The following is a 22,766-nucleotide window of genomic DNA, read 5'->3' as shown; positions in this document are numbered from 1 at the left end:
GCCGACCGCCTACGATAGACAGACACTTATGAATCCGTTCGACGAACTACCGCGCCGTGATAAGAACCACGAAATAGAGGACCAAGCTCTTGCAGCCTTCCAAAAGCGGCTGGCCGACAGCGGTTGTTTTATCCTTCAGGCGTCGGACCGCAAGGACTACGGCACAGACTGCCAGATTGAGGTCGTCGCGGGCGGTCTGGCGACAAACGTCCGCGTGCATGTTCAGGTGAAAGGTACAGCCCGGAACCTGAATGTCGACGGGTCGCTCAGTGTCTCCGTCGAGCGCGCGAACCTGAACTACCTGCTGATGCAGCCGTACAGCTTCTACGCCTGCTACCACGTCCCGACGGGTACGTTGCGCATCTGCCTAGCCGACGCTGTCCTGCAGCAATACGAGCACGGCGGGCGTTCATGGACGGACCAAAGCTCGGTCACCGTCACCTTCACGCGCGAGATGACGATCGATCAATTGTGTAAGGTGGCCGCGCTCGCGCGGTCCGGCGCCAAGTCTTCGCGGGACCGTCGGGTCGCTCAAACCTCCGCCGGTCCTAAAGACTTACCCAACGCCGTCCTGGACGCCGTACCGGTGGTCCATGTCCCGGAGGATCAGCTCCAAGCGGCGACACTGCTGCAGCAGCTTTATGACCAGAATGCAGACGACGTGATCAGCGCAAGCTTCGAGCGGTTCGCCGCAGCGCTCGGTGCTGATCACGACTTCATTGGCATCCTCTATATGTCGGAGATCAATCTCGGCATGGCGCGCCGAACTCTTCATCCAGAGCGGATTGTCGAGGGCATCGCGTTTTTCCAGCGGCAACTCGCAAGTGGCCGCTTTCAGGCTGCCAGCCTGCATTACACCATTGGAAACGCATACTCGGCGATTCCCGACGATGAGCAGGCCAAGTTGGCCTATCAAACCGCCCTTGCAGATCCAGGACTTATAGGCGCCTCCGAGTTGGCGGCCCAGATCCACAAGAATCTAGGCACGAGCTTCGAGCAACTCGGCGATCAAGATTCAGCCGTTGAGCACTATCGTGAGGCGCTGCGGCTGGATTCGAATCTGGCCGAGGCCCACAATGCTATGGGCAACCATCTCGTTCGGATCGGCCGTTACAAGGAAGCTCTGAATCACTTCGACCAAGTCGCATTCGTAGATCGCAACCAGGGAAAGATGACGGCGGTGTCCGGGTGGCGCGTCAACGTCTTGTTCAACCTCGACCAGGGCTCAGCTGCATTCCGCGAGATCAATGCTCTAATCAGTCAGGCCGACCGCTACGAATGGATTTGGCCGTGGTGCCTACGACTAGTGGCGAGTTTCGGCCGCACCACGATCGACAACGCAGTGCACGCTCGGGCCTTCTGGCAGCGCTACGTCCAAGCCCATCCTGACGACTCGCAAGGGCGATGGGAGTTGCTAATGAGTATTTTCTACTTGCGAGGACAGGGTTATGACCTCAAGAAAACCTACGCCGAATTCAGGGATGAATTCGACCGCCATATCGCTCACGTCAGCGCGGATGGCGCCGCATTGCCGTGGGATCGCCTCGGCCATTGGGCACAGGAGAACGGGGACTGGGTGGAGGCTGAACGCTGCTTTCGCAAGGCCTACGATCTCGAAGGCGGCCACTATGGCTATTGCCTTGGAACGGCGCTGAACTTTTTAGACCGCTTTGACGAAAGTGTACCGATCCTCTTGGAGCAGGCTAAAGCGCTTCAGCCAGACGCAATGAGTTGGTTTCAGGTCGGCGTGGCATACGCGCATCTTGGGCAGGTCGAACAGGCGATCGACGCCTTCCATCGGGCGGTCACCCTAGATCCTGAATATGCTGCTGCAATGTTCGAGCTCGGCGGAGTGCACTGGAACAGCGGCGACCATGCAAAGGCGAAGCAGGTTTGGTCAGTGGCCTGTGAGCGCTTTCCTGACCACGAGCTCGTCTCTCAAGTGAACGCACTTTTGCAGTGAGCAAACTCTATCGCTCGCGAACAACTGGCGAAAAGCGACGTTTTTGATAACGGGATTCACAGCAGGATCTGGCGTTATGTAACGGAACACCATGCCCCGGCGTACGGACCGGAGTCAAAGCATCTGCATAGCGGTCGCTACATCGGATCGGCGTCGGGAACGCTCCTCCCGGCAAGCGCGGGAGCAATACCAGCCTCAGCGCACAGGCTCATCCAGCGCTGACGCCGACACACCATCATTTGTCAGGTTCAGAGGCTCGCTGCCAACGGCCGTTTGGCTCCAGAAAGCGGTCACATCTACATCCGTGGCGAGGGACCGCTTCGGGTCGTCAAGCGACGTCCATGGAAACCCACCAAGAACGCTTTTTGAGCCGCGCTCCGGCTTGAGCCGGCACCCAAAACTCAAACTGAGGTTCGCATACACTCGCCCGCGCCATTCCCTGAAGCGCCACGGCGCCCCATCTAGTCGCACCCAAACAACAAAGCCGGCACAAGGCCGGCTTTGTTGTTCGAGAAGCATAACGTTGCACTTTGTCAGGGAAGCATATCTTTGCACTTGGGGCAAAAATATGCTCCCTGTCTCATTGCGATCGAGCCTTTCGGATCTATTGGTGGAGCGGAGGAGGATCGAACTCCCGACCTTCGCATTGCGAACGCGACGCTCTCCCAGCTGAGCTACCGCCCCAACAGTCAACCATCATACACACGCATTTCTGCGCTTGGCAATAGGGGTTGAATCGCCCCTGAAACCTTATTTTGACGGCGCGCCAGCCAGCACCCATTCGACCACCGAACGCACGTCGGCGTCGCTCATGCGCGGGTGCGCGGGCATCGGAATGGCGCCCCAGACGCCCGAACCGCCCTCCTTCACCTTCTTCGACAGCTTGGCCACGGCCTGCGGATCGGCCTTGTAGCGGGCGGCGATATCCTTGAACGACGGGCCGACGAGCTTGCGGTCGACCGCGTGGCAGCCCATGCAGGCGTTGCCGCGCGCGACCTTCAGGCCGTCGCCGACATCCGCGTGCGCGGCGCCCAGCGTCCCCACCACGAGCGCCGCGGCCGCGACGCCCTGCACCATCCACTGTTTCATCTGCTTCATCTGCATGCTCTTCATTGCGACGGGGCCTTCGGGTTGCCCGGATGCACGTTCGACGAATTCGAGATCGGCGCGGGCGGCTGCAACGGCGTGGATTGCACCGACGCGTCGGGCACGGCGCCCACCGTCGCGGTATCCGCCGGCGCGGCGGCAGCCTGCGCGCCGGATGCGCCGCTCGCGGGCGATGCGTTCTGCAGCGCCTGCGCATCCTGCGGCTTCACGTACTGGAACACCTTCACGACCTTCTCGACGCCCGGCACCTGGCTGGCCGCTTCCGCGCCGCGATTGCCCTCGTCTACCGTCACGAGCCCCATCAGGTAAAGGTTGCCGCGTTCGCTGACGACCTTGTAGTAGTTCGCCGAGATGCCCTTCGTCGCGATCAGTTCGGACTTCACGCGCCCTTCGAGGTACGAGTCGTTCGCGCGCGACGACAGCGACGACGCCGGCTCGACCGACAGCTCGTTGACGATGCCGTTCACGTTGTTGATGGCGCGCACGATTTCCTCGGCGCGCTGCTTCGACGCATCGTTCGGCACTTCGCCCGTCAGCAGCACGCGGCGGTTGAACACCGTCACGTTCACGTGCGACTGGTCGGGCAGCCCGCTGTTGATCTGCGAGAGCGCCTTGACCTGGATCTCGCGATCCTCCGTCTGCGCGCCGAGCGTACGGCGATCGGTCGCGATCAGCGCGCCGCCGCCGGCCGCTGCGCCCACGACCCCGAGCACACAACCCTGCAGCGACACGGCGAGGCCCGCCGTCAGCGCAGCCAGCAGCGTGGTTCTGACGAGCGTCTGTTTGACGCGGCTTTGATTCATCGACGGCTCTCCTTCGTTCAATCCTCACCCAGCAGCATCGCGTCGATGCCGTCGCACAGGCAGTGGATGGTCAGCAGATGGACTTCGTGGACGCGCGCCGCGCGAACGGCGGGCACGCTGATCGGAATATCGGTATCACGCAGCGCAGCCGCGACCGCATGGCCGTCGCCGCCCGTCAGCGCGACGACGGTCATCTCGCGCTCGTGCGCTTCGTCGATCGCCGCCAGCACGCGCGGCGACGCGCCGGCCGGATCGAGCACCAGCAGGATGTCGCCGGTCTGGCCGAGCACGCGTACCTGCTGCGCGAACAGTTGTTCGGCGGACACCGCGCCCGCGAGGCCGCCCTGCGACGCGTCGGTGGCCAGCGCGATCGCGGGCAGGCCCGGGCGCTCGCGCTCGAAGCCGCCGACGAGCGACACGGCGAGGTAGTGCGCGGCGGCGGCCGACGGGCCGTCACCGCAGGCGACGATCTTGTTGCCGTTCGCCAGCGCGGCGAACATCGCATCGACCGCGGCTGCGATCGGCAGCGACAGCGCGTCGGCCGCTTCGGCGTGAAGCGCGGCACTGTCGCGGAAATGTTGCTGAATACGTTCGACTGACATCGATTCCTGGTGAACTGGGCGCGTGGCACGCATCGCGCGTCATCGTGGGTGCGGCGAGTTTACCGTACTCCGGCGCCCTCTCCGGGGGTCCGGCAAGAACTCTTTACATCTCGTCACAGCTCGCCGCTACGCATCGTCGGCACGAAATGCGTCGCGCAGCCACGCGAGCCGGCCGGCCTCGAAAGCGACGACGTCGAAGCGGCACGCGGCGCCGGCGCCGTGCCGCGCCCAGAACTGGAGCGCAGCCGCAACCAGACGCCGCCGCTTGCGCCAGTCGACGCTCGCGGCCGCGCCGCCATGCCGGGTGCTGCGCCGCGCGCGCACCTCGACGAACACGAGCATGCCGTCGGGCTCGCGCATCACGAGATCGAGCTCGCCGCCGCGCATCGTCACATTCGCCGCGACGAACACGAGGCCACGGCGTTCGAGAAACTGCCGCGCGCGCTGCTCGAATGCCGCGCCGACCGGTTTGGATCGTGCCGCACCGGAAAAGTTGTCGCCCGCGCGCGGCAAACCGCGCCCGTCATCCGGCCGCGCCGCCTCCGCGTGGCACAATGCCGTCCTTGTTCCGCCTGCGCCGCGATTGCGCGCATTGCCTGCCATGACTGCCCTCCTCGAACTCGCGCAAACGCAGCACTACCCGAGCGCCGCGCTCTACGTGGTCGCCACGCCGATCGGCAACACCGCCGACATCACGCTGCGCGCACTGCACGTGCTCGGCCTCGCCGATCGCATCGCGGCCGAAGACACCCGCAACACGGGCCAGCTGCTCGCCCGCTACGGGATCTCGAAGCCGCTCGTCGCCGTGCACGAGCACAACGAACGCGAAGCCGCGCAACGCGTGATCGAACTGCTGCGCGCCGGCGAACGCGTGGCCTACGTATCCGACGCCGGCACGCCCGGCATCTCGGACCCCGGCGCGCGGCTCGTCGACGCGGTGCGCGCCGCCGGCTTCGCGGTGATCCCGCTGCCGGGCGCCAGCGCGGCGGTGACCGCGCTGAGCGTGGCCGGCGGCTGGGCCGGCGCATTCACGTTCGCGGGCTTCCTGCCGCCGAAGGCCAAGCAGCGCGCGACCGCGCTGCAGGCGCTGGTATCGCATCCGTATGCACTGGTGTTTTACGAGGCGCCCCACCGGATCGCCGAAACCGTCGCCGCGCTCGCCGATGTGTTCGGCCCCGCGCGCCGGCTGCTGATCGCGCGCGAACTCACCAAGCTACACGAGCAGTTGTTCCAGGGCACCCTGGCCGAAGGACAGACCTGGCTCGCCGGCGATGCGAACCGGCAGCGCGGCGAGTTCGTGCTGGTCGTCGAAGGCGCGCCGGCGACGAGCGGCAAAGCCGACGTCACCGCGCACGACGCGCTGCTCAAGCTGCTGCTGGAAGAGGTGCCGGTGAAGAGCGCGGCCAAGCTCGCGGCCGCGCTGACGGGCGCGTCGCGCAACACACTGTATGCGCGAGCGCTTGCGCTGAAGGATGAGCACTGACGCGCGCGACGGCCAGCACCGGGAAACCGGCGCCGGCATCGCGCGGCGGCGGAAAGACAAAGGGCTGCCCTCGGGCAGCCCTTTTGCATGAGCGGACGGATCCGCCGCGTTACTTCGTCGAGACCGACGCGAGCATCTCGTCGCGTGCCTCGCGCGCTTCCTGCGGCGACAGCCCTTCGATCTTCACGCGGCCCGTGCCGGCGTGCACGAGGCCGATCAACTTGGCGGCCGCATACGACAGGTCGAGCACGCGGCCGCGCTTGAACGGCCCGCGATCGTTGACCTTCACGACGACCCACTTGCCGGTCGACGCGTTCGTCACCTTGATGTACGACGAAAGCGGCAGCGTGCGGTGCGCGGCAGTGAGCGCGTTCATGTTGAAACGCTCGCCGTTCGCAGTGCGGCGACCGTGGAAATCCCGCCCGTACCAGGAGGCGCGACCCGTCTGACGGAAGTCGGACACATCCTTGCCGTCGATCGGCTCGGCGTCGGCCAGCAACGGCTTCTTCGCGTCCTTGCTGTCGGCAGCCGGCATCGATGCCAGCGCGGAATCGAAATTCAGTTGCTGCTTGTCGTTGTCCGCCTTGGCGGCAGCGGCCGTCTTGTCGACCGCGTTCTTCTGGTTCGCGCTACCGGTGGTCTGGCTGGGTGGCACCGCACAGCCCGTCAACGCAAAAAATAATGCAATGGTCCCGAATCGACTCGGAAATCGTACGTTCATCGACGTGTCGCCTTCTGGTTCGGGCCGCTCCTTCACGACGCTGCTTCACAGCGCACATACGCGGCCCGGACGGCAAATGCGTGCACGCCCCGCTCGAATTCGAGCAGGCGGCTAGCATGGGCGCGGCTTTCGTCTATGCCGCAACCGTCCTGATTAGCTTTCACGTCTGGCGCAACCTGTCCCCAACAGCCTGACCAGACCCCACATGCCGCCATCGAACATGGCTTCACGTTCGCGCGCGTCGATACGACCAACGCACGGGAACGGCGGCACAGGCCTCATCCGGCGGCGCGGCAGCAGGGCCGCAGGCGGGCGCGCAGCACCCGGCCGGACAAGACGTGAGCACCGAATGCTCGGTGCTGGATACACCGCCGGACTCCCCGGCGGCTGATGCTTGACGGTGATTTCGACGCCCCTTTTAACGGGGCCGAAACACCAGCGAATTGCGTGAAATTCACGCGCAATGGGGCGCATTATACATAAATCAAAACGCCATCTCGAAAAGCGGCCCGGCCGGACCATTGATTCTCTCTATGGCGGTAACAATCGACATGCTCCGGGATTGCCCGGAGACACGCGTCGCGCGATGCACCACGCGGGCGGCAGGCAGCACGCGCGACCGGTACAATCGCTCCTTTTAGCCGCCGGTGCCTCCATGAAAGTCACGCTCATTCCGGTCACGCCGTTCCAGCAGAACTGCTCGCTGCTCGTCTGCGAGAAGACGGGCCGCGCCGCCGTCGTCGATCCGGGCGGCGACCTCGACCGGATCGAACAGGAAGTCGCGCGACAGAACGTGCAGGTCGAGAAGGTACTGCTCACACACGGGCACATCGATCACTGCGCGGGCGCGAAGACGCTTGCGACGCATTACGGCGTACCGATCGAGGGGCCGCAGGAAGAAGAGCGCTTCTGGATCGAGAAGCTGCCGATGCAGAGCGAACGCTTCGGCTTTCCGGCCGCCGACACCTTCGAGCCCGACCGCTGGCTGAACGACGGCGACACCGTGCGGTTCGGCGACGAGACGCTCGAGGTCTATCACTGCCCGGGCCACACGCCGGGCCATGTCGTGTTCTTCAGCCGCGCGCATCGCGTCGCGATCGTCGGCGACGTGCTGTTCGCCGGCTCGATCGGCCGTACCGATTTCCCGCGCGGCAATCACGAGGATCTCGTCCGGTCGATCAAGGAGAAGCTGTGGCCGCTCGGCGACGACGTGACGTTCGTGCCGGGCCACGGCCCGGTGTCGACGTTCGGCGACGAGCGCCGCACGAACCCGTTCGTGTCCGACAAGGTGTTCGGATGAACCAGACCGCCATCCAGGAAATCTACGTCAGCACCGACGTCGAGGCCGACGGCCCGATTCCCGGCCCGCACTCGATGCTGAGCTTCGCGTCGGCCGCCTACACCGAGGACAAGCAGCTGATCGCGACGTTCTCGGCCAACCTCGAAACGCTGCCGGACGCGCAGGCGCACCCGGTGCAGGAAGCGTGGTGGAAGACCGAGCCCGAAGCATGGGCCGCGTGCCGGAAGGATTTGCAAGCGCCCGAAGCGGCGCTGATCGCGTACGTCGACTGGGTCGAGGCGCTGCCCGGCAAGCCGGTGTTCGTCGCGATGCCGGCCGGCTTCGATTTCACGTTCATGTTCTGGTACATGATGCGCTTCGCCGGGCGCTGCCCGTTCTCGTGGTCGGCGCTCGACATCAAGACGCTCGCGTTCGCGATGACTGGCCTGCCGTACCGCAAGGCGATCAAGCCGCGTTTTCCGAAGCACTGGTTCGACGACCATCCGCACACGCACGTCGCGCTCGACGACGCGATCGAGCAAGGCGCGCTGTTCTGCAACATGCTGGCCGACCTGCGCCGCCAGCAGGCCGCGATCGCGGGCCTCGCGGTATCGGACACCGATCGATCGGAAAACGCAGCGGCGGGACAAAACCCCACTGATCCGCGAGCAAATTAGCGAATCTTGCTCAACAACGCGACGCCTGATTGCCTTTCCTTTCCCGGCCCTCTAACATTCAGCGTGTTGTAGTTGCCGCATGGAGGCGCAGGTGACGCTCGATTCCTTTTCGCAAAAAATCCTTCGCCTGTTGCAGCTCGACGCGCGCCGTTCGGTCCAGGAAATCTCGGACCAGGTCGGCCTGTCGAGCACGCCGTGCTGGCGCCGCATCAAGGACATGGAACAGTCGGGCGTGATCCAGCGCTACACGGCGCTGCTCGATCGCGAGAAGCTCGGCCTGCACGTCTGCGCGCTCGCGCACGTGCACCTGACCCGCCACAACGAAGGCGGCGTCGAGCAGTTCGAGCGCGAGATCGCGACCTGCCCGGAAGTCACCGAGTGCTACAGCACGACCGGCGAAGCCGATTACATCCTCAAGATCGTCGCGCCGGACATCAAGGCCTACGACGTGTTCCTGCACGAGCGCATCTTCAAGATCCCTGCCGTGTCGCAGGTGCGCACGAGCGTCGTGCTGCGCGAAATCAAGTTCGACACGCAACTGCCGCTGTAACGCACCGGCACGCGCCGGCGGCCGGACGTCGCGCGTGCCCGCGGCGGGTCACGCCTGCGCCGGCATCGTGCGCGTGAAGCCGATCCGGCGCACGCCGAACTCGCGCTTCAACGCGTCGGCGTCGAGCCGGCCGGCCAGCGCCGCGTCGGTGTCGTGCGGATCGCAGGCAAGCGTCACGTCGATCTCGAGCCCCGTACTCAGGTAATGCAGGTTGATTGCCGCCGCACGCAGCCCGCGCTGCGCGAGCGCCGCCTCGAGCCGTGCCGCGATCTCGCCGCGCGGCGGCAGCGCGAGCGCCGGACGGCGCGCCGCGTCGTTCTCCGGGTCGACGTGGATCAGCGCATCGAGCACGCGCGAGTCGGTCAGCACGCGCGCACGCGCGGTCTCGGCGATGTAGTGCCCTTCGGAGACGGAGATTTTCGGGTCGACCAGGATGTGCGCGTCGACGAGCGCGGCATCGCCCATCTTGCGCGTGCGCAGGTCGTGCACGTCGCGCACGCCGGGCGTCGCCGCGAGCAGCGCGCGGATCTCGGCCGTATCGGTCGTATCGAGCGCACGGTCGGAGAGGTCCTGCAACGCGTCATAGCCGAACGTCCAGCCCATGCGCGCGACCATGAAGCCGACGATCGCCGCTGCGATCGGGTCGAGCAGCTTCACGCCGGCCAGGCTGCCGACGATGCCGATCGCGACGACGAGCGACGATGCGGCATCCGAGCGCGCATGCCACGCGTTCGCGACGAGCATCGCCGAGCGAACGCGCCGCGCTTCGCGCAGCATGTAGCGAAACAGCGCCTCTTTCGACACGAGCACCGTCAGCGCGACGAGCAGCGCGGAAAAATGTATCGCCGGAATGTTTTCGAGATTAACGAGACGGTCGCCGGCCCGCCAGAGCATGCCGACGCCGACCGCAATCAGGATCGCGCCGAGAAACAGCGATGCGACGGTCTCGTAGCGGCTGTGTCCGTAATTGTGGTCGGCATCCGGCGATGCGCCACTATGCCGATTCGCAACCAGCACGACAAAATCCGAGATCAAATCGGAAACCGAATGCACCCCGTCGGCAATCAATGCCTGCGAATGCGCAATCACGCCAACGACGATCTGAAATGTCGCAAGCACGACATTCAGCACAATACTGACGAACGTGCTCTTGCGTGCAACCGCGTGCTTATCTGCGCTCTGCGCGTCGCCGGAAAACGTGGACATGAAATATGGGATATCGGTGTGCGATACCCAATTCTATCAAGGGCGCCCCGTGAGCCGCGCCAATACCCACAAATTTCTTATTTAAATCAACCGCTTATGCGAACGGGTCGCATTTCCATTCGCACCGGATCATTACATTTTCATGACGACGCGATGCGCGTGGCGACCGCTGAAAACAAAAAAGCCGCGCTCCTCAACGGACACGCGGCTCTTTTGAAGAGCAGGCTATTTAAACAAACGTTTAAATTGCGAACTGTTCACGGTTCTTGCCCGCGATCCAGCGCGGCGGCTTGCCGCGGCCCGACCACGTCGCGCCCGTTTCCGGATCGCGGTATTTCGCGGCAACGCCTGCACGCGGACGGCCAACCTTGCCTGCCTTCGCGCGGCTGAGACCGAGTTCAGCGAGCGAAAAGCCGTAGTCGGCAATTTTCTGCTTCACGTCATTCAGCACTTCAGCGTATTCACGCGACTTCGCTTCTTCGATTTGCTTCTCCAGCTTCTCCCGCTGGGCCAGCAGGTCCTTGTAAGAAGACATAGTTTCCCTTTCTATCTGACCAATGGCGCCGGTCTGCAGCCAGCTCACCATTCATGAAATATATGTGCCTCGGATTTTCGAAGGCAGAGATTAGCACAAAAAAGATTTGATAGAAGAGAGATTCATGAAAATCCCGAGCTCAATTGAAATTCACGCGTGTCATTTTGACCGGCCGCGGCCTTTTCTCAAATTTTTACGTTCCTACACAGAGATTAGGACATTAGCCATTGCCTATTAGGCCTATCAACATACGCAATTACCCTGCATTCGAAAAATCAAAGCTTTCATCAGACGACAGCTTTACCAAAATCGGATGGCGCGACTCGCTGAACGAACAAAGCGCGGACAAGCCGGCATCCGCGACGTCACGTCACATCCCGCGCGCACGCAATCAGCCGCTCGCGCAATTCGCCCGCATCGGCCAATGGCGTATCGAACGGCGTACGCACGCGGCGGCCGTCATGTCGCCAGTCGGCGCCGTGGCGATCGACACCGAGCAATTCGAGCCCGTCGCGGCGCGCATTGCCTGCATCGTACGCGTCCCATAGCGCTTGTTCCTCATCGAACGCGAGCGGCGGTAGCCCATCGAGATGCGTGCCGTCGACCCAGCCCATGCGCCCGAAGCCGCCGATATAGCGCAGCCGCTCGACGCTGAGCGCCCAGAACGTGAAATCGCCGAGCGCGAGATAGCGCGCGGCGTCCGGCTCATAACGACAGTAGCGCGCGGTGACGTGCGGATCGTCGCCGAGCGGCACGAACCGGCCGAGCAGCGTCGCGCGCTCGGCATTCAGCACGTCGCCGCCGGGTGCGTCGACGACGAGGAAGCCCGCGCGCGGATCGGCGGCCAGATTGCGCGTGTGCTCCGCGAGGCCGCTCACGAGGATCACGGGACGATGGCTTGCATCGGGTGCAAACGGGACGACCGTCGGATACGGGAAACCCTGCGGATCGCGCGAATGGGTGGCGAGCGTGCCGAGCGCGCAGCGGTGCAGCAGATGCAGGGCGAGAGCGGGATCGATGTTCAAGAGGACTCCTGCGGTCGAAAGGTGGCGCGCCAGGCACGCCATGCGCTTCGATGTTACCCGCGGGCGCGGCGCGCCGCGCATCGGCCGAACGCGGGTCACCGGGCAGTCGCCGGATCATCGGCCAAACGGCCATCGCCCGGCACGATCGTAAGCGGTTCGATAGAATCGGACCGATCCGACGGGCGCCGCGTGCGTCCGTGCATGACTTTTGATGAGCGTTGCCGTGTCCGAATCCTCCTCCCCCGAATCGTCGTCCCCGTTCTCCGCGCCGCCCGACGCGCATCGCGTGCTGTCGCTGCCGGCCCGCCAGCGGGCGCGCGCGGCGTCGATGGCGCTGTTCTTCGTCGCCGGCATGATGTTCGCGTCGTGGGGCGTGCACGTGCCGACCGTACGCGACAAGTTCGCGCTGAGCCCCGGGCTGCTGTCGATCGCGCTGTTCGCGGTCGCCGTCGGCTCGATCGCCGCGATGCTGACCATCGCGCGCTGGATCGCGCGCGTCGGCTCGCGCACCGCGTGCCTCGCGGGCGGGCTCGTGATGTCGGCCTGCGCGGCGCTGATCCTCGTCGTGCCGGACTACCCGCTGCTGCTCGCCGTGCTCGCGCTGTTCGGCTTCTCGATGGCGACGCTCGACGTCGCGATGAACGCCGAGGCCAGCGCGGTCGAAATCGCGATCGGCAGGCCGATCATGTCGTCGCTGCACGGCATGTTCAGCATCGGCGGCATGGCAGGCGCGGCCGCCGGCGGCGCGTTGCTGTCGGCCGGCATGGCGCCGGCCGTGCATCTCGCGCTCGCGGCGGCGACCAGTGCGACGGTGCTCGCGGTCGCCAGCCCGGCCGTGCTGCCGCATGTGCCGCACCACGAACACGCGCACGGCGGCGGCAACCGCTGGCGCTCGCCGGCGTTGTGGATGCTCGGCGGGATCGCGCTCGTCGCGCTGATCGCCGAAGGCGCGATGTACGACTGGGCGACGGTCTACATGCGCGACGTCGTCGCGGCGAGCCCCGCGCTCGCCAGCGCCGCCTATGCCGCGTTCTCGGGGGGGATGGCCATCGCGCGCTTCGCAGGGGACGCCGTGCGCGCCCGCTTCGGCGCCCCGCAGCTCGTGTTCGCGAGCGCGTCGCTCGCCTGCGCGGGGATGATCGGCGCGCTGCTGCTGCCGTATCCGGCCACGGTGCTGACCGGCTTCACGATGATGGGGCTCGGCCTCGCGAACATGATGCCGGTGCTGTTCGCGGCCGCCGCGCGCGTGAAAGGCATCCACGCGGCCGAAGGGCTCGCACACGTGGCCGGGCTCGCGTATTTCGGCATGCTGTTCGGTCCGGTCGTGATCGGCGCCGTCGCGCAGGCCGCGAACCTGACGATCGGCCTGTCCGTCGTCGCGCTGTGCGCGGCGCTCGTCGCGGCCGTCGCGCCGAAGGTGCTCGCGCGGCTGAAGATCTGACGGGGCGCGGCCGGTGCCAGCCTAAAAAGAAAGCGCGCATGCGTTGCCGCATGCGCGCTTTCACCCCTTCTGTTGACCGCTTTTCGGGTTACATCTTCACTTCGTCGAGCAGCGACTTCTTGCCGTTCTTGTAGTTGTACAGCGAGATCACGCCGTGCTGCAGGTCGCCCTTCGAGTCGAAGGTCGTCGTGCCGATCACGCCCGAGTAGTTCGTCGCCGGCATCGCGGCGAGGATCTTCGCCGGATCCGTCGAGTTCGCGCGCTTCATCGCATCGACGATGATGTACACGGCGTCATACGTGAACGGTGCGTAGATCTGGATCGGCTGGCCGAAGCGCTTCTCGTACTTCGCCTTGAACGTTGCGCCGCCCGCCATCTTCTCGAGCGAAGCACCGGCTTCCGAGCACACCACGTTGTCGGTCGCGTCGCCGGCCAGGTCGGCCAGCTTTTCCGTGCACACGCCGTCGCCCGCGAAGATCTTCGCGCGCAGGCCGAGCTGCTTCGCCTGTTTCGCGAACGGGCCGCCGGTGGCGTCCATGCCGCCGTACATGATCGCGTCCGGATTCTCGCCCTTGATCTTGGTCAGAATCGCGCGGAAGTCGACCGCCTTGTCGTTCGTCGCGTCATGCGACATCACCTTCAGGCCGAGCGCCTTGGCCTTCTTCTCGAACTCGTTCGCGAGACCCTGGCCGTACGCGGTCGAATCGTCGACCACGGCCACGCTCTTGATGCCCTTCGAGTGCGCGTAGTTCGCGAGTGCCGGGCCCTGCTGCGCATCGGTGGCCACCACGCGATACGTGGTCTTGAAGCCCTGCTGCGTGTAGGCCGGGTTGGTCGCCGACGGCGAGATCTGCACGATGCCTGCATCGCTGTAGATCTTCGAGGCCGGGATCGACGTGCCCGAGTTCAGGTGGCCGACCACCGCGACGACCTTGTCGTCGACGAGCTTCTGCGCAACCTGCGTGGCCTGCCGCGGGTCAGCAGCGTCATCCTGCGGGTCGAGTTGCAGCGTGATTTTCTGGCCGCCGATCGTGAGACCCTTCGCGTTGATCTCCTCGACTGCGAGACGCGCACCGTTCTCGTTGTCCTTGCCCAGGTGTGCAATGCCGCCCGTCAAGGGCGCGACGTGGCCGATCTTGACGACTTGATCGGCGGCCGCGTTGCTTGCAGCTGCAACGCACAGCATCGCCGCAGCGGTGATCGGCAGCAGCTTTTGCATCTTGATATTCATGTAAGTCTCCAGTTTCGGTCCCAATAAACGCCATCGCCCGGTGCCCCGCTGCCATCCCTGTGTTTGCAATCACTGGACGATTCGCCGGTTGCATCGTTCATGCACTTGGCCTCAAGCACGTGAAAACCGCCGCTTTTAGCAGCCGCCCGTCCGTACTTGCGCGCAAGTGTAGGTGATCAAATTAATTTGTGGGACTTTTTTGGGGTAGTGGTAACACTACCGATATGCGTACTTTGGAATGATGACTCGAACATCGCTGCAAGCCCCGCCTGATAAGGGTTTCCGCTAATTCTCGGCGGCCTGCCGAAAGGTCGTTTCAAAACATTCCGGGGGCATTTCGATTCGGTATTTTGTGCCCGTGATCATTGAGTGAAACGCGCGTGACAACGCGCGTTTCATCGTCCGATATGAACGATTCAGGCAGCCGCCGCACGCCATTCGGCATCGAGCGCGTCAACGAGCTGCGATGTCGTCAGCGCGTCGCCGCGCCGTCGCGCGAGCGGTGCGCCCTGCCCGGCCCACAGCGACAGGTAGTCGCCGTTGTTGGCGCGTGCGGCGGCCTGGCGCAGCGGCTGCGTGAGCGCGTTCTGCACCGGGTACGGCGCGACGTCGGCCATGCGCTCGCCGAGCCGCGCCATCAGCGTGTTGCGCAGCCCGCGCGCGTGGCGGCCGGTGATCGCGCGCGTGACCTGCGTCGACGTATCGGCGCTTGCGAGCAGGCGCGCCTTCCAGTCCGCCGCGATCGCGCTTTCCGTGCATGTGAGAAACGCGGTGCCGAGCTGTGCGCCCTGCGCGCCGAGCGCGAGCGCGGCCGCGATCCCGCGGCCGTCCATGATGCCGCCCGCGGCAAGCACGGGCAGGCCGGTCGCGTCGACCAGTTGCGGCACGAGCGCGAGCGTGCCGATCAGCGCGTCATCGGCGGAACCGATGAACGTGCCGCGATGGCCGCCCGCCTCGGCACCTTGCGCGGACAGCGCGTCGGCGCCGGCCGCCTGCCATGCGAGCCCCTCGGCCACGTGCGTCGCCGTGCCGATCACGTAGGTGCCGGCGGCCTTCAGGCGCGCGACATCGGCGGCATCGAGCACGCCGAACGTGAAGCTCGCCACGGGCACGCGCAACGCCACGAGTGCATCGAGCTGCGCGCGAAAGTCGGGGGCGTAGCGCGCGGGCGCGGTGCCCGGCGGCAATCCGAGCGCCGCGTTCAGCGGGTCGATCGCGGCCAATGCGCGGGTGACGGTCGCCGCGTCGGGCGCGGCGTCCGGCTGCACGAACAGGTTGATCGCGAACGGGCGATCGGTCGCCGCGCGAATGGCTTCGACTTCGGTCGCGAGGCGCTCGGGCGCGAACGCGCCGGCGCCGAGACTGCCGAGCGCGCCGGCATTCGAGGCGGCGGCGACCATCGCGGTCGTGGTCGCGCCGACCATCGGCGCCTGCACGAGCGGCAGGCGCAGGCCGAAGCGTTCGGAAAAAGGCGTGGAAAACACACGGGCAGACATGGCGAATCCTTCGATGACGATGCGCGAAAGCGCTTTGTAAAGGCCGGCACATCGACTTTATCGAAGTGGCGCAGCGCCGAAAAATGAATAATCGAGATCGAAACGATCGCTGCGCGAGAAGCGGGCGCGTACCCTGCAACGACACGGGATCGGTGGCACACTCTAGGGCCTGTTCCCGCTAATGACGGGCTTGCGCCGGCCCGCCGCGGAAGGGCCGAGCGCAAGGATTGCAGCGAAGCGAATACCCGACGGATTCGCGACGAGCATGACGCCGCGATCGGCCCTTCCGGGGCCCGCTCCACGCATGAATTTTTCCAGTCAGGGGGACGTGCGTTACCGACCGTATTACGGCGTCGATCGCCGCTTGCTTGGCTCGGCCAAACGGCGCGCCTCGCGCCTCGCACGACGGCCGGCAACGCACGTTCGCAAGTCCGTCATTAGCGGGAGCAAGCCCTAGCCCTCTTCCACCCCGGGGCGCGCATCGCGCACCCCGTTCGCCAGGAGTTCAGAACGTGACTGCCCAATGGATCGACATCCCCACCGGTAACGACAGCTTCGGCGGCTATCTCGCACTGCCCAAGCGCGGCAAAGGCCCGGCCGTCATCATCATCCAGGAGATCTTCGGCGTGAACTCGCACATCCGCGCGGTCGCCGACCAGTACGCCTCCGACGGCTTCGTCGCGCTCGCGCCGGACGTGTTCTGGCGCACGCAGCCGCGCGTCGAGCTGACCTACGAAGGCGCGGATCGCGACAAAGGCATCGAACTGATGAAAAAGACCGACGTGGGTCTCGCGGTCGCGGACATCGGCGCGGCCGCCGATGCGTTGCGCGCGCGCCCCGAAGTGGCCGGCAAGATCGCCGCGATCGGTTACTGCTTCGGTGGCCAGCTCGCGTACCGCGCGGCCGCGACCGGCAAGATCGATGCGGCAGTGGCTTACTACGGCGGCGGCATCCAGAACGCGCTCGACCTCGCCGGCAAGGTCACGCAGCCGATCCTGTTCCACTACGCGGAAAACGACCACGGAATCCCGCTCACGGCCGTCGAACAGGTGAAGGCCGCGTTCGCCGGCCACGGCCATGCGTCGTTCCATGTGTATCCGGGCGCCGAGCACGGCTTCAACTGCACGGACCGCGCGTCGTACAACCAGCGCGCGTCGGCGCTCGCGCACGGCCGCACGCTGACCTTCCTCGCCGAGCACCTCTAAAAACGGCCGGCCGCGGGCCCGCGCACCGGGCCCGCGTTATGCTGCTGTCATCGCCACGGGTCACAACGGGGGTGACTGCGATGCACTCGGACTATCTCGCGCATGACGCGATCGGCCTCGCCACGCTGGTACGCGAACGCAAGGCGAGCCCGCGCGAATTGCTCGACGCCGCGATCGGCCAGGCCGAAGCGGTCAACGGCGCGATCAACGCGATCGTGCTGCAGGACTACGAAGCCGCACGCCAGCGGGCGGCCGCCACGCCCGACGGCGGCGCCGACGCGCCGTTCGCCGGCGTGCCCTATCTCGTGAAGGATCTCGGCGCGGCGGTGGCCGGGCTGCCGCTGTCGATGGGCAGCCGGCACTACCGGTATTTCGTGCCCGCCGACGATTCGCCGGTGATCGCGCGAAGCCGCGCGGCCGGTCTCAACGTGTTCGGCAAGACCAACACGTCGGAGATCGGCCAGATGCCGTACACGGAACCCGAGCTGTTCGGCGCGTGCCGCAACCCGTGGAGTCTCGATCACACGCCCGGCGGCTCGAGCGGCGGCGCGGCGGCGGCCGTCGCGGCCGGCATCGTGCCGATCGCGCATGCGTCCGACGGCGGCGGCTCGATCCGCATTCCCGCATCGTGCTGCGGGCTGTTCGGACTGAAGCCGAGCCGCAACCCGGTACTCGTCGACCTGCCTTCGAACGGCGAGCTGATCGTCCAGCATGCGATCACGCGCAGCGTGCGCGACAGCGCGCTGCTGCTCGACGTGACGACCGGCCAGACCTTGCCGGCCGGCTCGCCCGGCACGTTCCTCGGCGAGCTCGACACGCCGCCCGGCCCGCTGCGGATCGGCCTCGTGCTCGACCCGATGCTCGCGCCGGCGCTCGCCGACGACACGCGCGCGGCGCTCGACGACGCGGCCGCGCTGCTCGAATCGCTCGGCCACCATGTCGAGCCGGCGACGCTGCACGTCGACTACGCGCGCGCGGCCGAAACCTTCCTCACGCTATGGGCGACGATCGCCGAGGAGATGGTGCTCGGTGCGCGCGCGCTGACCGGCCGCACGCCGAAGCGCGGCGAATTCGAGGCCGCGACGTGGGCGATGGCCGTGGTCGGCCGGCGCCTCGCGCGCACGCGCCTGCCCGACGTGCTCGAATGGCAGCGCCAGCTCACGGTGCAGGTGGCCGGCCTCGTGTCGCGCTACGACGCGATCCTGTGCGCGTCGCTCGCGGGCCCGCCGGTGAAGATCGGCGAATTGCAGCCGACGCCGTTCGAATCGGCGCAGATGAAGGTGCTCGCCGCGCTGCCGGTGAAGCCGCTGCTGAAGGAAATGCTCGCGAAGTCGTCGGAAAAGGCGTTCACGTGGGCCGGCTGCACCGAGCTGTTCAACCTGACCGGCCAGCCGGCGATGTCGGTGCCGCTCTACTGGAACGCGCGCGGGCTGCCGATCGGCGTGCAGTTCGCCGCGCGCCACACCGACGACGGGCTGCTGCTCAGGCTCGCCCGGCAGCTCGAACAGGCGCGGCCGTGGTTCGACCGCCGCCCGCCGCTGATGCAGGCGCGGCGCTGACGCACGCGGCGCCGCTCCGCAGGGCTCGAAAAAAAGCCCCGCCGGCACAAACCGGCGGGGCTTTTCCACATGCAATCGCGTGAGCGCGCCTACACGACGAGCCGTTCACAGATCGTCCGCGTCGCGGCCGCCGTGTTCAGCGTATAGAAGTGCAGCCCAGGCACGCCCGCGTCGACCAGACGCTGGCACAGGCTCGTGACGACGTCCGCGCCGAACGCGCGGATCGACTCGCGATCGTCGCCGAAACTCTCGAGCCGGCGCGCGACCCAGCGCGGCACTTCGGCGCCGCACATCTCGGAGAAGCGCATCAGCTGCGAGAAGTTCGTGATCGGCATGATGCCCGGCACGATCGGCACGTCCACGCCCAGCTTGCGCGCATCGTCGACGAAGCGGAAATACGCGTCGGCGTTGAAGAAGTACTGCGTGATCGCGGAATTCGCGCCGGCTTTCACCTTGCGCGCGAAATTCTCGAGATCGGCCTTCGGCGAGCGCGCTTGCGGGTGGTACTCGGGGTAGCCGGCGACCTCGATGTGGAACCAGTCGCCATGCTCGGCGCGGATGAAGCTGACGAGCTCGGACGCATAGCGCAGCTCGCCGACCGCACCCATCCCGGACGGCAGGTCGCCGCGCAGCGCGACGATATGACGGATGCCGTACGAGCGGTACTGGTCGAGGATCGCACGCAGGCTGTCGCGCGACGAGCCGATGCACGACAGGTGCGGCGCGGCCTCGAGGCCGTCCTTCTGCATGTCGAGCACGGTATCGAGCGTGCCCTGCTGCGTCGAGCCGCCGGCGCCGAACGTCACGGAGACGAATTTCGGCTTCAGCGGCAGCAGTTGCGCACGCGTGGCGCGCAGCTTCTCGACGCCTTCCGCCGTCTTCGGCGGGAAGAATTCAAACGAGAGTTCGATCGGTTTCATGATTCGGTGGGAACAGGCTCAGGCCTCAGCCGATGTCGCGCTGACCGAAGATCAGCGCGGACAGCAGCCACGACACGATGCTGTACAGGATCGAACCGAAGAACGCGGACCAGAAGCCCGACACCTCGAAGCCCTTCAGCAGCGACGACGCGAACCAGAAGCACAACGCGTTCACGACGAGGATGAACACCCCGAGCGTGACGATCGTGACGGGCAGCGTCAGCAGGATCAGCACCGGACGGATCACCGTGTTGATCAGGCCGAGCACGACCGCCACGATCAGCGCCGTGCCGAAGCTCTTGATGTGGATCGACGGCACGAGGTACGTGATGATCAGCAGCGCGAGCGCGTTGATGACCCAGGTGAGGATGACGCTCATGGAGTGCTCCGGTTCGGTTGTCGATCGGTACGATCAGTAGCCGCCGCCGGCTGCCGCGGGTGCCCGAAGGCGCGCCGCGGCAGCCGGCGATCCGGCGCCGTGCCGCCGTACCGTGCGCACGTCGGCGACGCGCGCACGGCACCGCGGCAGCGGCGCATCGGATCAGTAGCGGTAGTGGTTCGGCTTGAACGGGCCATCCTTCTGCACACCGATGTACGAAGCCTGCTCGTCCGACAGCACGGACAGGTTCGCGCCGATGCGCGCGAGGTGCAGGCGCGCGACCTTTTCATCGAGGTGCTTCGGCAGCACGTACACCTTGTTCTCGTACTCGCCGCCGCGCACGAACAGCTCGATCTGCGCGAGCGTCTGGTTCGCGAACGAGTTCGACATCACGAACGACGGGTGGCCGGTCGCGCAGCCGAGGTTCACGAGGCGGCCTTCCGCCAGCAGGATGATGCGCTTGCCGTCCGGGAAGATGATGTGGTCGACCTGCGGCTTGATGTTTTCCCACTGGTACTGGCGGGTCGACGCGACGTCGATTTCCGAGTCGAAGTGACCGATGTTGCAGACGATCGCGTTGTGGCGCATCGCCTTCATGTGATCGTGGTTGATCACGTGGTAGTTGCCGGTCGCCGTCACGAAGATGTCGGCCTTGTCGGCCGCGTATTCCATCGTCACGACGCGGTAGCCTTCCATCGCCGCCTGCAGCGCGCAGATCGGGTCGATTTCGGTGACCCACACGGTCGCGCCCAGGCCGCGCAGCGACTGCGCGCAGCCCTTGCCCACGTCGCCGTAGCCCGCGACGACCGCGACCTTGCCCGCAATCATCACGTCGGTCGCGCGCTTGATGCCGTCGACCAGCGATTCACGGCAGCCGTACAGGTTGTCGAACTTCGACTTCGTGACCGAATCGTTCACGTTGAACGCCGGGAACGGCAGGCGGCCGTCCTTTTCCATCTGGTACAGGCGGTGCACGCCGGTCGTGGTTTCTTCGGTCACGCCCTTGATGTGCGCGAGGCGCGTCGAGTACCAGGTCGGGTCCGCGTCGAGGTGCTTCGCGATCGACTTGTACAGCGCGACTTCTTCCTCGTTGGTCGGCTTCGCGATCACCGAACGGTCCTTCTCGGCCTTCGCGCCGAGGATCAGCAGCAGCGTTGCGTCGCCGCCGTCGTCCAGGATCATGTTCGCGAATTCGCCGTTCGGCCATTCGAAGATGCGGTGCGAGAACTCCCAGTATTCGTCGAGCGATTCGCCCTTGAACGCGAACACCGGCGTGCCGGCCTCGACGATCGCGGCGGCTGCATGGTCCTGCGTCGAGAAGATGTTGCACGAGGCCCAGCGGACGTCCGCGCCGAGCGCCTTCAGCGTCTCGATCAGCACGCCCGTCTGGATCGTCATGTGCAGCGAACCGGCGATGCGCGCGCCCTTCAGCGGCTGCTGTGCCTTGTATTCGTCACGGATCTGCACGAGGCCCGGCATTTCGGTCTCGGCGATGTTCAGTTCCTTGCGGCCCCAGCCGGCCAGCGCCATGTCGGCGACGACGTAATCGTTGGAAGCTTTGGAATCGATAATGGCGTTCATCACGCCCTCCTTTCTAAAAAGTTTCTAGATTGGTGACGTGAGCGCCGTTCAGGAAGCGGAACCGGTGCGGTTGTGCCGCACGGCTGCTTGGTGAAGCCTTCCGAGCCTGGCGGACGCAGGATGGTCCGTCGCAACGCTCCTCGGAAAGCGGAGAGGATTGTAGCAAATCGGCGCGCAAAATGCGCAAGCGCGGCGCACACACGGCGCAAGCGCGCGGCGGCGGCGCGCGCGGCCGTCAGGAAAGGGTCAGGACTCCGCGCCGACCCACGCCTGTTCGCGCAGCCGCGCGCGCAGGCGCGCGACGGCCTGGCTGTGCAGCTGGCACACGCGCGATTCGCTCACTTCGAGCACCGAGCCGATCTCGCGCAGATTCAGACCCCGTTCGTAGTACAGCGACATCAGCAGCTTCTCGCGCTCTGGCAGCCGCTCGATCGCCTCGACGAGCGCCTCGCGCAGGTGCTCGTCGAGCAGCGCCGACAGCGGATCGGCGTGATCGACGCGGTAGCGGTCGAGGAACGGCTCGTCGTCGGCCGCACGGTCGAAATCCTCGTAGTAGATCAGCTGGCTGCCGTGCAGGTCCTGCAGCATCCCCTGGTATTCGTCGAGCGGCATGTTCAGGTGCTGCGCGATCTCGGTCTCGCTCGCCGAACGGCCGAGATGCTGCTCGACCTGATGCACCGCGTGCTCGACCTCGCGCGACGTCTTGCGCAGGCTGCGCGGCAGCCAGTCGTTGCTGCGCAACTCGTCGAGCATCGCGCCGCGGATGCGCTGCGTCGCGTAGGTCTCGAACTGCGCGCCCTGGTCTTCCTTGTAGCGGCCGGCCGCGTCCATCAGGCCGATCATGCCGGCCTGGATCAGGTCGTCGAGGTCGACGCTCGCCGGCATCTTCGCGACGAGCTGCAGCCCGAGGCGTCGCACGAGCGGCGCATATTGCGCGAGCACGTCGGCCTGGGACATCTTTCCTTGAGCGTTGTACATCATGGCTCTCTCCTTCCGGTGGTGC

At 65.9% G+C, this 22,766-nt stretch carries 22 protein-coding genes, 1 tRNA gene and 1 riboswitch; of the genes, 8 read left to right on the top strand and 15 right to left on the bottom strand.

Annotated features, from left to right (window positions below; translation table 11 throughout):
* Nucleotides 1-28: 28 nt before the first annotated feature.
* Nucleotides 29-1,963: a tetratricopeptide repeat protein gene (locus HWX39_RS21710; protein ID WP_175969908.1), complete on the top strand. Its 1,935-nt coding sequence runs from the start codon at nt 29-31 to the stop codon at nt 1,961-1,963.
* A 608-nt stretch (nt 1,964-2,571) separates the two neighbouring features.
* Here HWX39_RS21710 and HWX39_RS21705 read toward each other — a convergent pair.
* The 5 genes from HWX39_RS21705 to HWX39_RS21685 all read right to left on the bottom strand — a co-directional run bounded on the left by HWX39_RS21705 (nt 2,572) and on the right by HWX39_RS21685 (nt 5,030).
* Nucleotides 2,572-2,647, bottom strand: a tRNA-Ala gene (locus HWX39_RS21705).
* A 66-nt stretch (nt 2,648-2,713) separates the two neighbouring features.
* Nucleotides 2,714-3,076, bottom strand: a complete 363-nt coding sequence (locus tag HWX39_RS21700) for a c-type cytochrome (protein ID WP_175958246.1) — start codon at nt 3,074-3,076, stop codon at nt 2,714-2,716.
* A complete protein-coding gene (locus HWX39_RS21695) occupies nt 3,073-3,873 on the bottom strand; it encodes a BON domain-containing protein (RefSeq protein ID WP_175969907.1) in 801 nt (266 codons plus the stop codon). The genes HWX39_RS21700 and HWX39_RS21695 overlap by 4 nt, the downstream gene beginning before the upstream one ends.
* 17 nt (nt 3,874-3,890) lie before the next feature.
* Nucleotides 3,891-4,475 (bottom strand): SIS domain-containing protein, encoded by a 585-nt coding sequence (locus HWX39_RS21690; protein ID WP_175969906.1) that lies wholly within the window; start codon nt 4,473-4,475, stop codon nt 3,891-3,893.
* A 126-nt stretch (nt 4,476-4,601) separates the two neighbouring features.
* The gene (locus HWX39_RS21685) at nt 4,602-5,030 is read right to left on the bottom strand and encodes a YraN family protein (protein WP_175969964.1); all 429 of its coding nucleotides are present in this window, start codon (nt 5,028-5,030) and stop codon (nt 4,602-4,604) included.
* Nucleotides 5,031-5,076: 46 nt separating this feature from the next.
* Here HWX39_RS21685 and rsmI point away from each other — a divergent pair, with 46 nt between their 5' ends.
* The gene (rsmI, locus tag HWX39_RS21680) at nt 5,077-5,958 is read left to right on the top strand and encodes a 16S rRNA (cytidine(1402)-2'-O)-methyltransferase (protein ID WP_175969905.1); all 882 of its coding nucleotides are present in this window, start codon (nt 5,077-5,079) and stop codon (nt 5,956-5,958) included.
* A gap of 109 nt (nt 5,959-6,067) precedes the next feature.
* Here the strand turns inward: rsmI and HWX39_RS21675 are convergent, their stop codons facing one another.
* Entirely contained in the window at nt 6,068-6,679 is a 612-nt protein-coding gene (locus tag HWX39_RS21675; protein ID WP_175969904.1) for a septal ring lytic transglycosylase RlpA family protein, read from the bottom strand.
* 655 nt (nt 6,680-7,334) lie between these two features.
* Between HWX39_RS21675 and HWX39_RS21670 the strand changes: the two genes are divergently transcribed.
* From HWX39_RS21670 to HWX39_RS21660, 3 genes are all read left to right on the top strand, one after another.
* Nucleotides 7,335-7,979 (top strand): MBL fold metallo-hydrolase, encoded by a 645-nt coding sequence (locus HWX39_RS21670; protein WP_175958251.1) that lies wholly within the window; start codon nt 7,335-7,337, stop codon nt 7,977-7,979.
* Nucleotides 7,976-8,635 carry an exonuclease gene (locus tag HWX39_RS21665; protein ID WP_175969903.1) on the top strand — a complete coding sequence of 220 codons (660 nt, stop codon included), beginning with the start codon at nt 7,976-7,978 and terminating at the stop codon, nt 8,633-8,635. Before HWX39_RS21670 ends, HWX39_RS21665 begins: the two co-directional genes overlap by 4 nt.
* A gap of 79 nt (nt 8,636-8,714) precedes the next feature.
* Nucleotides 8,715-9,185, top strand: coding sequence for an Lrp/AsnC family transcriptional regulator (locus HWX39_RS21660; RefSeq protein WP_006477376.1), 471 nt, complete (start codon nt 8,715-8,717; stop codon nt 9,183-9,185).
* A 48-nt stretch (nt 9,186-9,233) separates the two neighbouring features.
* On the opposite strand, the gene HWX39_RS21655 is transcribed toward HWX39_RS21660, so the two are convergent.
* The 3 genes from HWX39_RS21655 to HWX39_RS21645 all read right to left on the bottom strand — a co-directional run bounded on the left by HWX39_RS21655 (nt 9,234) and on the right by HWX39_RS21645 (nt 11,951).
* On the bottom strand, nt 9,234-10,391 hold the full coding sequence (locus HWX39_RS21655) for a cation diffusion facilitator family transporter (protein ID WP_175969902.1): 1,158 nt from the start codon (nt 10,389-10,391) through the stop codon (nt 9,234-9,236).
* Between the two features lie 241 nt (nt 10,392-10,632).
* Complete coding sequence (locus tag HWX39_RS21650) at nt 10,633-10,926, bottom strand: H-NS histone family protein (RefSeq protein ID WP_006491875.1); 294 nt, start codon at nt 10,924-10,926, stop codon at nt 10,633-10,635.
* A gap of 365 nt (nt 10,927-11,291) precedes the next feature.
* Nucleotides 11,292-11,951, bottom strand: a complete 660-nt coding sequence (locus tag HWX39_RS21645) for a pyridoxamine 5'-phosphate oxidase family protein (protein ID WP_175969901.1) — start codon at nt 11,949-11,951, stop codon at nt 11,292-11,294.
* 223 nt (nt 11,952-12,174) lie between these two features.
* On the opposite strand from HWX39_RS21645, the gene HWX39_RS21640 reads away from it, so the two are divergent.
* Complete coding sequence (locus HWX39_RS21640; protein ID WP_175969900.1) at nt 12,175-13,392, top strand: MFS transporter; 1,218 nt, start codon at nt 12,175-12,177, stop codon at nt 13,390-13,392.
* Between the two features lie 88 nt (nt 13,393-13,480).
* Here the strand turns inward: HWX39_RS21640 and HWX39_RS21635 are convergent, their stop codons facing one another.
* Nucleotides 13,481-14,623: a branched-chain amino acid ABC transporter substrate-binding protein gene (locus HWX39_RS21635; protein ID WP_175969899.1), complete on the bottom strand. Its 1,143-nt coding sequence runs from the start codon at nt 14,621-14,623 to the stop codon at nt 13,481-13,483.
* Between the two features lie 416 nt (nt 14,624-15,039).
* Nucleotides 15,040-16,119 (bottom strand): nitronate monooxygenase, encoded by a 1,080-nt coding sequence (locus tag HWX39_RS21630; RefSeq protein WP_175969898.1) that lies wholly within the window; start codon nt 16,117-16,119, stop codon nt 15,040-15,042.
* A 512-nt stretch (nt 16,120-16,631) separates the two neighbouring features.
* On the opposite strand from HWX39_RS21630, the gene HWX39_RS21625 reads away from it, so the two are divergent.
* Entirely contained in the window at nt 16,632-17,324 is a 693-nt protein-coding gene (locus HWX39_RS21625; RefSeq protein ID WP_175958258.1) for a dienelactone hydrolase family protein, read from the top strand.
* Between the two features lie 80 nt (nt 17,325-17,404).
* Nucleotides 17,405-18,883, top strand: a complete 1,479-nt coding sequence (locus HWX39_RS21620; protein ID WP_175969897.1) for an amidase family protein — start codon at nt 17,405-17,407, stop codon at nt 18,881-18,883.
* An 89-nt stretch (nt 18,884-18,972) separates the two neighbouring features.
* On the opposite strand, the gene metF is transcribed toward HWX39_RS21620, so the two are convergent.
* From metF to HWX39_RS21600, 4 genes are all read right to left on the bottom strand, one after another.
* Complete coding sequence (metF, locus tag HWX39_RS21615; RefSeq protein WP_175969896.1) at nt 18,973-19,803, bottom strand: methylenetetrahydrofolate reductase [NAD(P)H]; 831 nt, start codon at nt 19,801-19,803, stop codon at nt 18,973-18,975.
* Nucleotides 19,804-19,828: 25 nt separating this feature from the next.
* Nucleotides 19,829-20,182, bottom strand: a complete 354-nt coding sequence (locus HWX39_RS21610) for a phage holin family protein (RefSeq protein ID WP_011882923.1) — start codon at nt 20,180-20,182, stop codon at nt 19,829-19,831.
* Nucleotides 20,183-20,344: 162 nt separating this feature from the next.
* Nucleotides 20,345-21,763 carry an adenosylhomocysteinase gene (gene ahcY, locus HWX39_RS21605; protein ID WP_175969895.1) on the bottom strand — a complete coding sequence of 473 codons (1,419 nt, stop codon included), beginning with the start codon at nt 21,761-21,763 and terminating at the stop codon, nt 20,345-20,347.
* Between the two features lie 32 nt (nt 21,764-21,795).
* Nucleotides 21,796-21,911: riboswitch (S-adenosyl-L-homocysteine riboswitch) on the bottom strand.
* Between the two features lie 98 nt (nt 21,912-22,009).
* Complete coding sequence (locus HWX39_RS21600) at nt 22,010-22,744, bottom strand: RNA polymerase sigma factor FliA (RefSeq protein ID WP_175969894.1); 735 nt, start codon at nt 22,742-22,744, stop codon at nt 22,010-22,012.
* Nucleotides 22,745-22,766: the final 22 nt, after the last annotated feature.

The organism is Burkholderia sp. BCC0322 (genome assembly GCF_902833045.1).
GTDB lineage: Bacteria > Pseudomonadota > Gammaproteobacteria > Burkholderiales > Burkholderiaceae > Burkholderia.
Note: the sequence above shows the minus strand (reverse complement) of the source record. Positions and strands in the feature narration are given on the sequence as shown.

Bases quoted from the DNA above. Each gene is read 5' to 3' on its own strand.
- HWX39_RS21665 (WP_175969903.1), top strand. From the start codon at position 7,976: ATGAACCAGACCGCCATCCAGGAAATCTACGTCAGCACCGACGTCGAG.
- HWX39_RS21660 (WP_006477376.1), top strand. From the start codon at position 8,715: ATGGAGGCGCAGGTGACGCTCGATTCCTTTTCGCAAAAAATCCTTCGC.
- metF (WP_175969896.1), bottom strand. From the start codon at position 19,803: ATGAAACCGATCGAACTCTCGTTTGAATTCTTCCCGCCGAAGACGGCG.
- HWX39_RS21600 (WP_175969894.1), bottom strand. From the start codon at position 22,744: ATGATGTACAACGCTCAAGGAAAGATGTCCCAGGCCGACGTGCTCGCG.
- ahcY (WP_175969895.1), bottom strand. From the start codon at position 21,763: ATGAACGCCATTATCGATTCCAAAGCTTCCAACGATTACGTCGTCGCC.
- rsmI (WP_175969905.1), top strand. From the start codon at position 5,077: ATGACTGCCCTCCTCGAACTCGCGCAAACGCAGCACTACCCGAGCGCC.
- HWX39_RS21675 (WP_175969904.1), bottom strand. From the start codon at position 6,679: ATGAACGTACGATTTCCGAGTCGATTCGGGACCATTGCATTATTTTTT.
- HWX39_RS21630 (WP_175969898.1), bottom strand. From the start codon at position 16,119: ATGTCTGCCCGTGTGTTTTCCACGCCTTTTTCCGAACGCTTCGGCCTG.
- HWX39_RS21690 (WP_175969906.1), bottom strand. From the start codon at position 4,475: ATGTCAGTCGAACGTATTCAGCAACATTTCCGCGACAGTGCCGCGCTT.
- HWX39_RS21610 (WP_011882923.1), bottom strand. From the start codon at position 20,182: ATGAGCGTCATCCTCACCTGGGTCATCAACGCGCTCGCGCTGCTGATC.
- HWX39_RS21710 (WP_175969908.1), top strand. From the start codon at position 29: ATGAATCCGTTCGACGAACTACCGCGCCGTGATAAGAACCACGAAATA.
- HWX39_RS21655 (WP_175969902.1), bottom strand. From the start codon at position 10,391: ATGTCCACGTTTTCCGGCGACGCGCAGAGCGCAGATAAGCACGCGGTT.
- HWX39_RS21695 (WP_175969907.1), bottom strand. From the start codon at position 3,873: ATGAATCAAAGCCGCGTCAAACAGACGCTCGTCAGAACCACGCTGCTG.
- HWX39_RS21635 (WP_175969899.1), bottom strand. From the start codon at position 14,623: ATGAATATCAAGATGCAAAAGCTGCTGCCGATCACCGCTGCGGCGATG.
- HWX39_RS21650 (WP_006491875.1), bottom strand. From the start codon at position 10,926: ATGTCTTCTTACAAGGACCTGCTGGCCCAGCGGGAGAAGCTGGAGAAG.
- HWX39_RS21700 (WP_175958246.1), bottom strand. From the start codon at position 3,076: ATGAAGAGCATGCAGATGAAGCAGATGAAACAGTGGATGGTGCAGGGC.
- HWX39_RS21670 (WP_175958251.1), top strand. From the start codon at position 7,335: ATGAAAGTCACGCTCATTCCGGTCACGCCGTTCCAGCAGAACTGCTCG.
- HWX39_RS21620 (WP_175969897.1), top strand. From the start codon at position 17,405: ATGCACTCGGACTATCTCGCGCATGACGCGATCGGCCTCGCCACGCTG.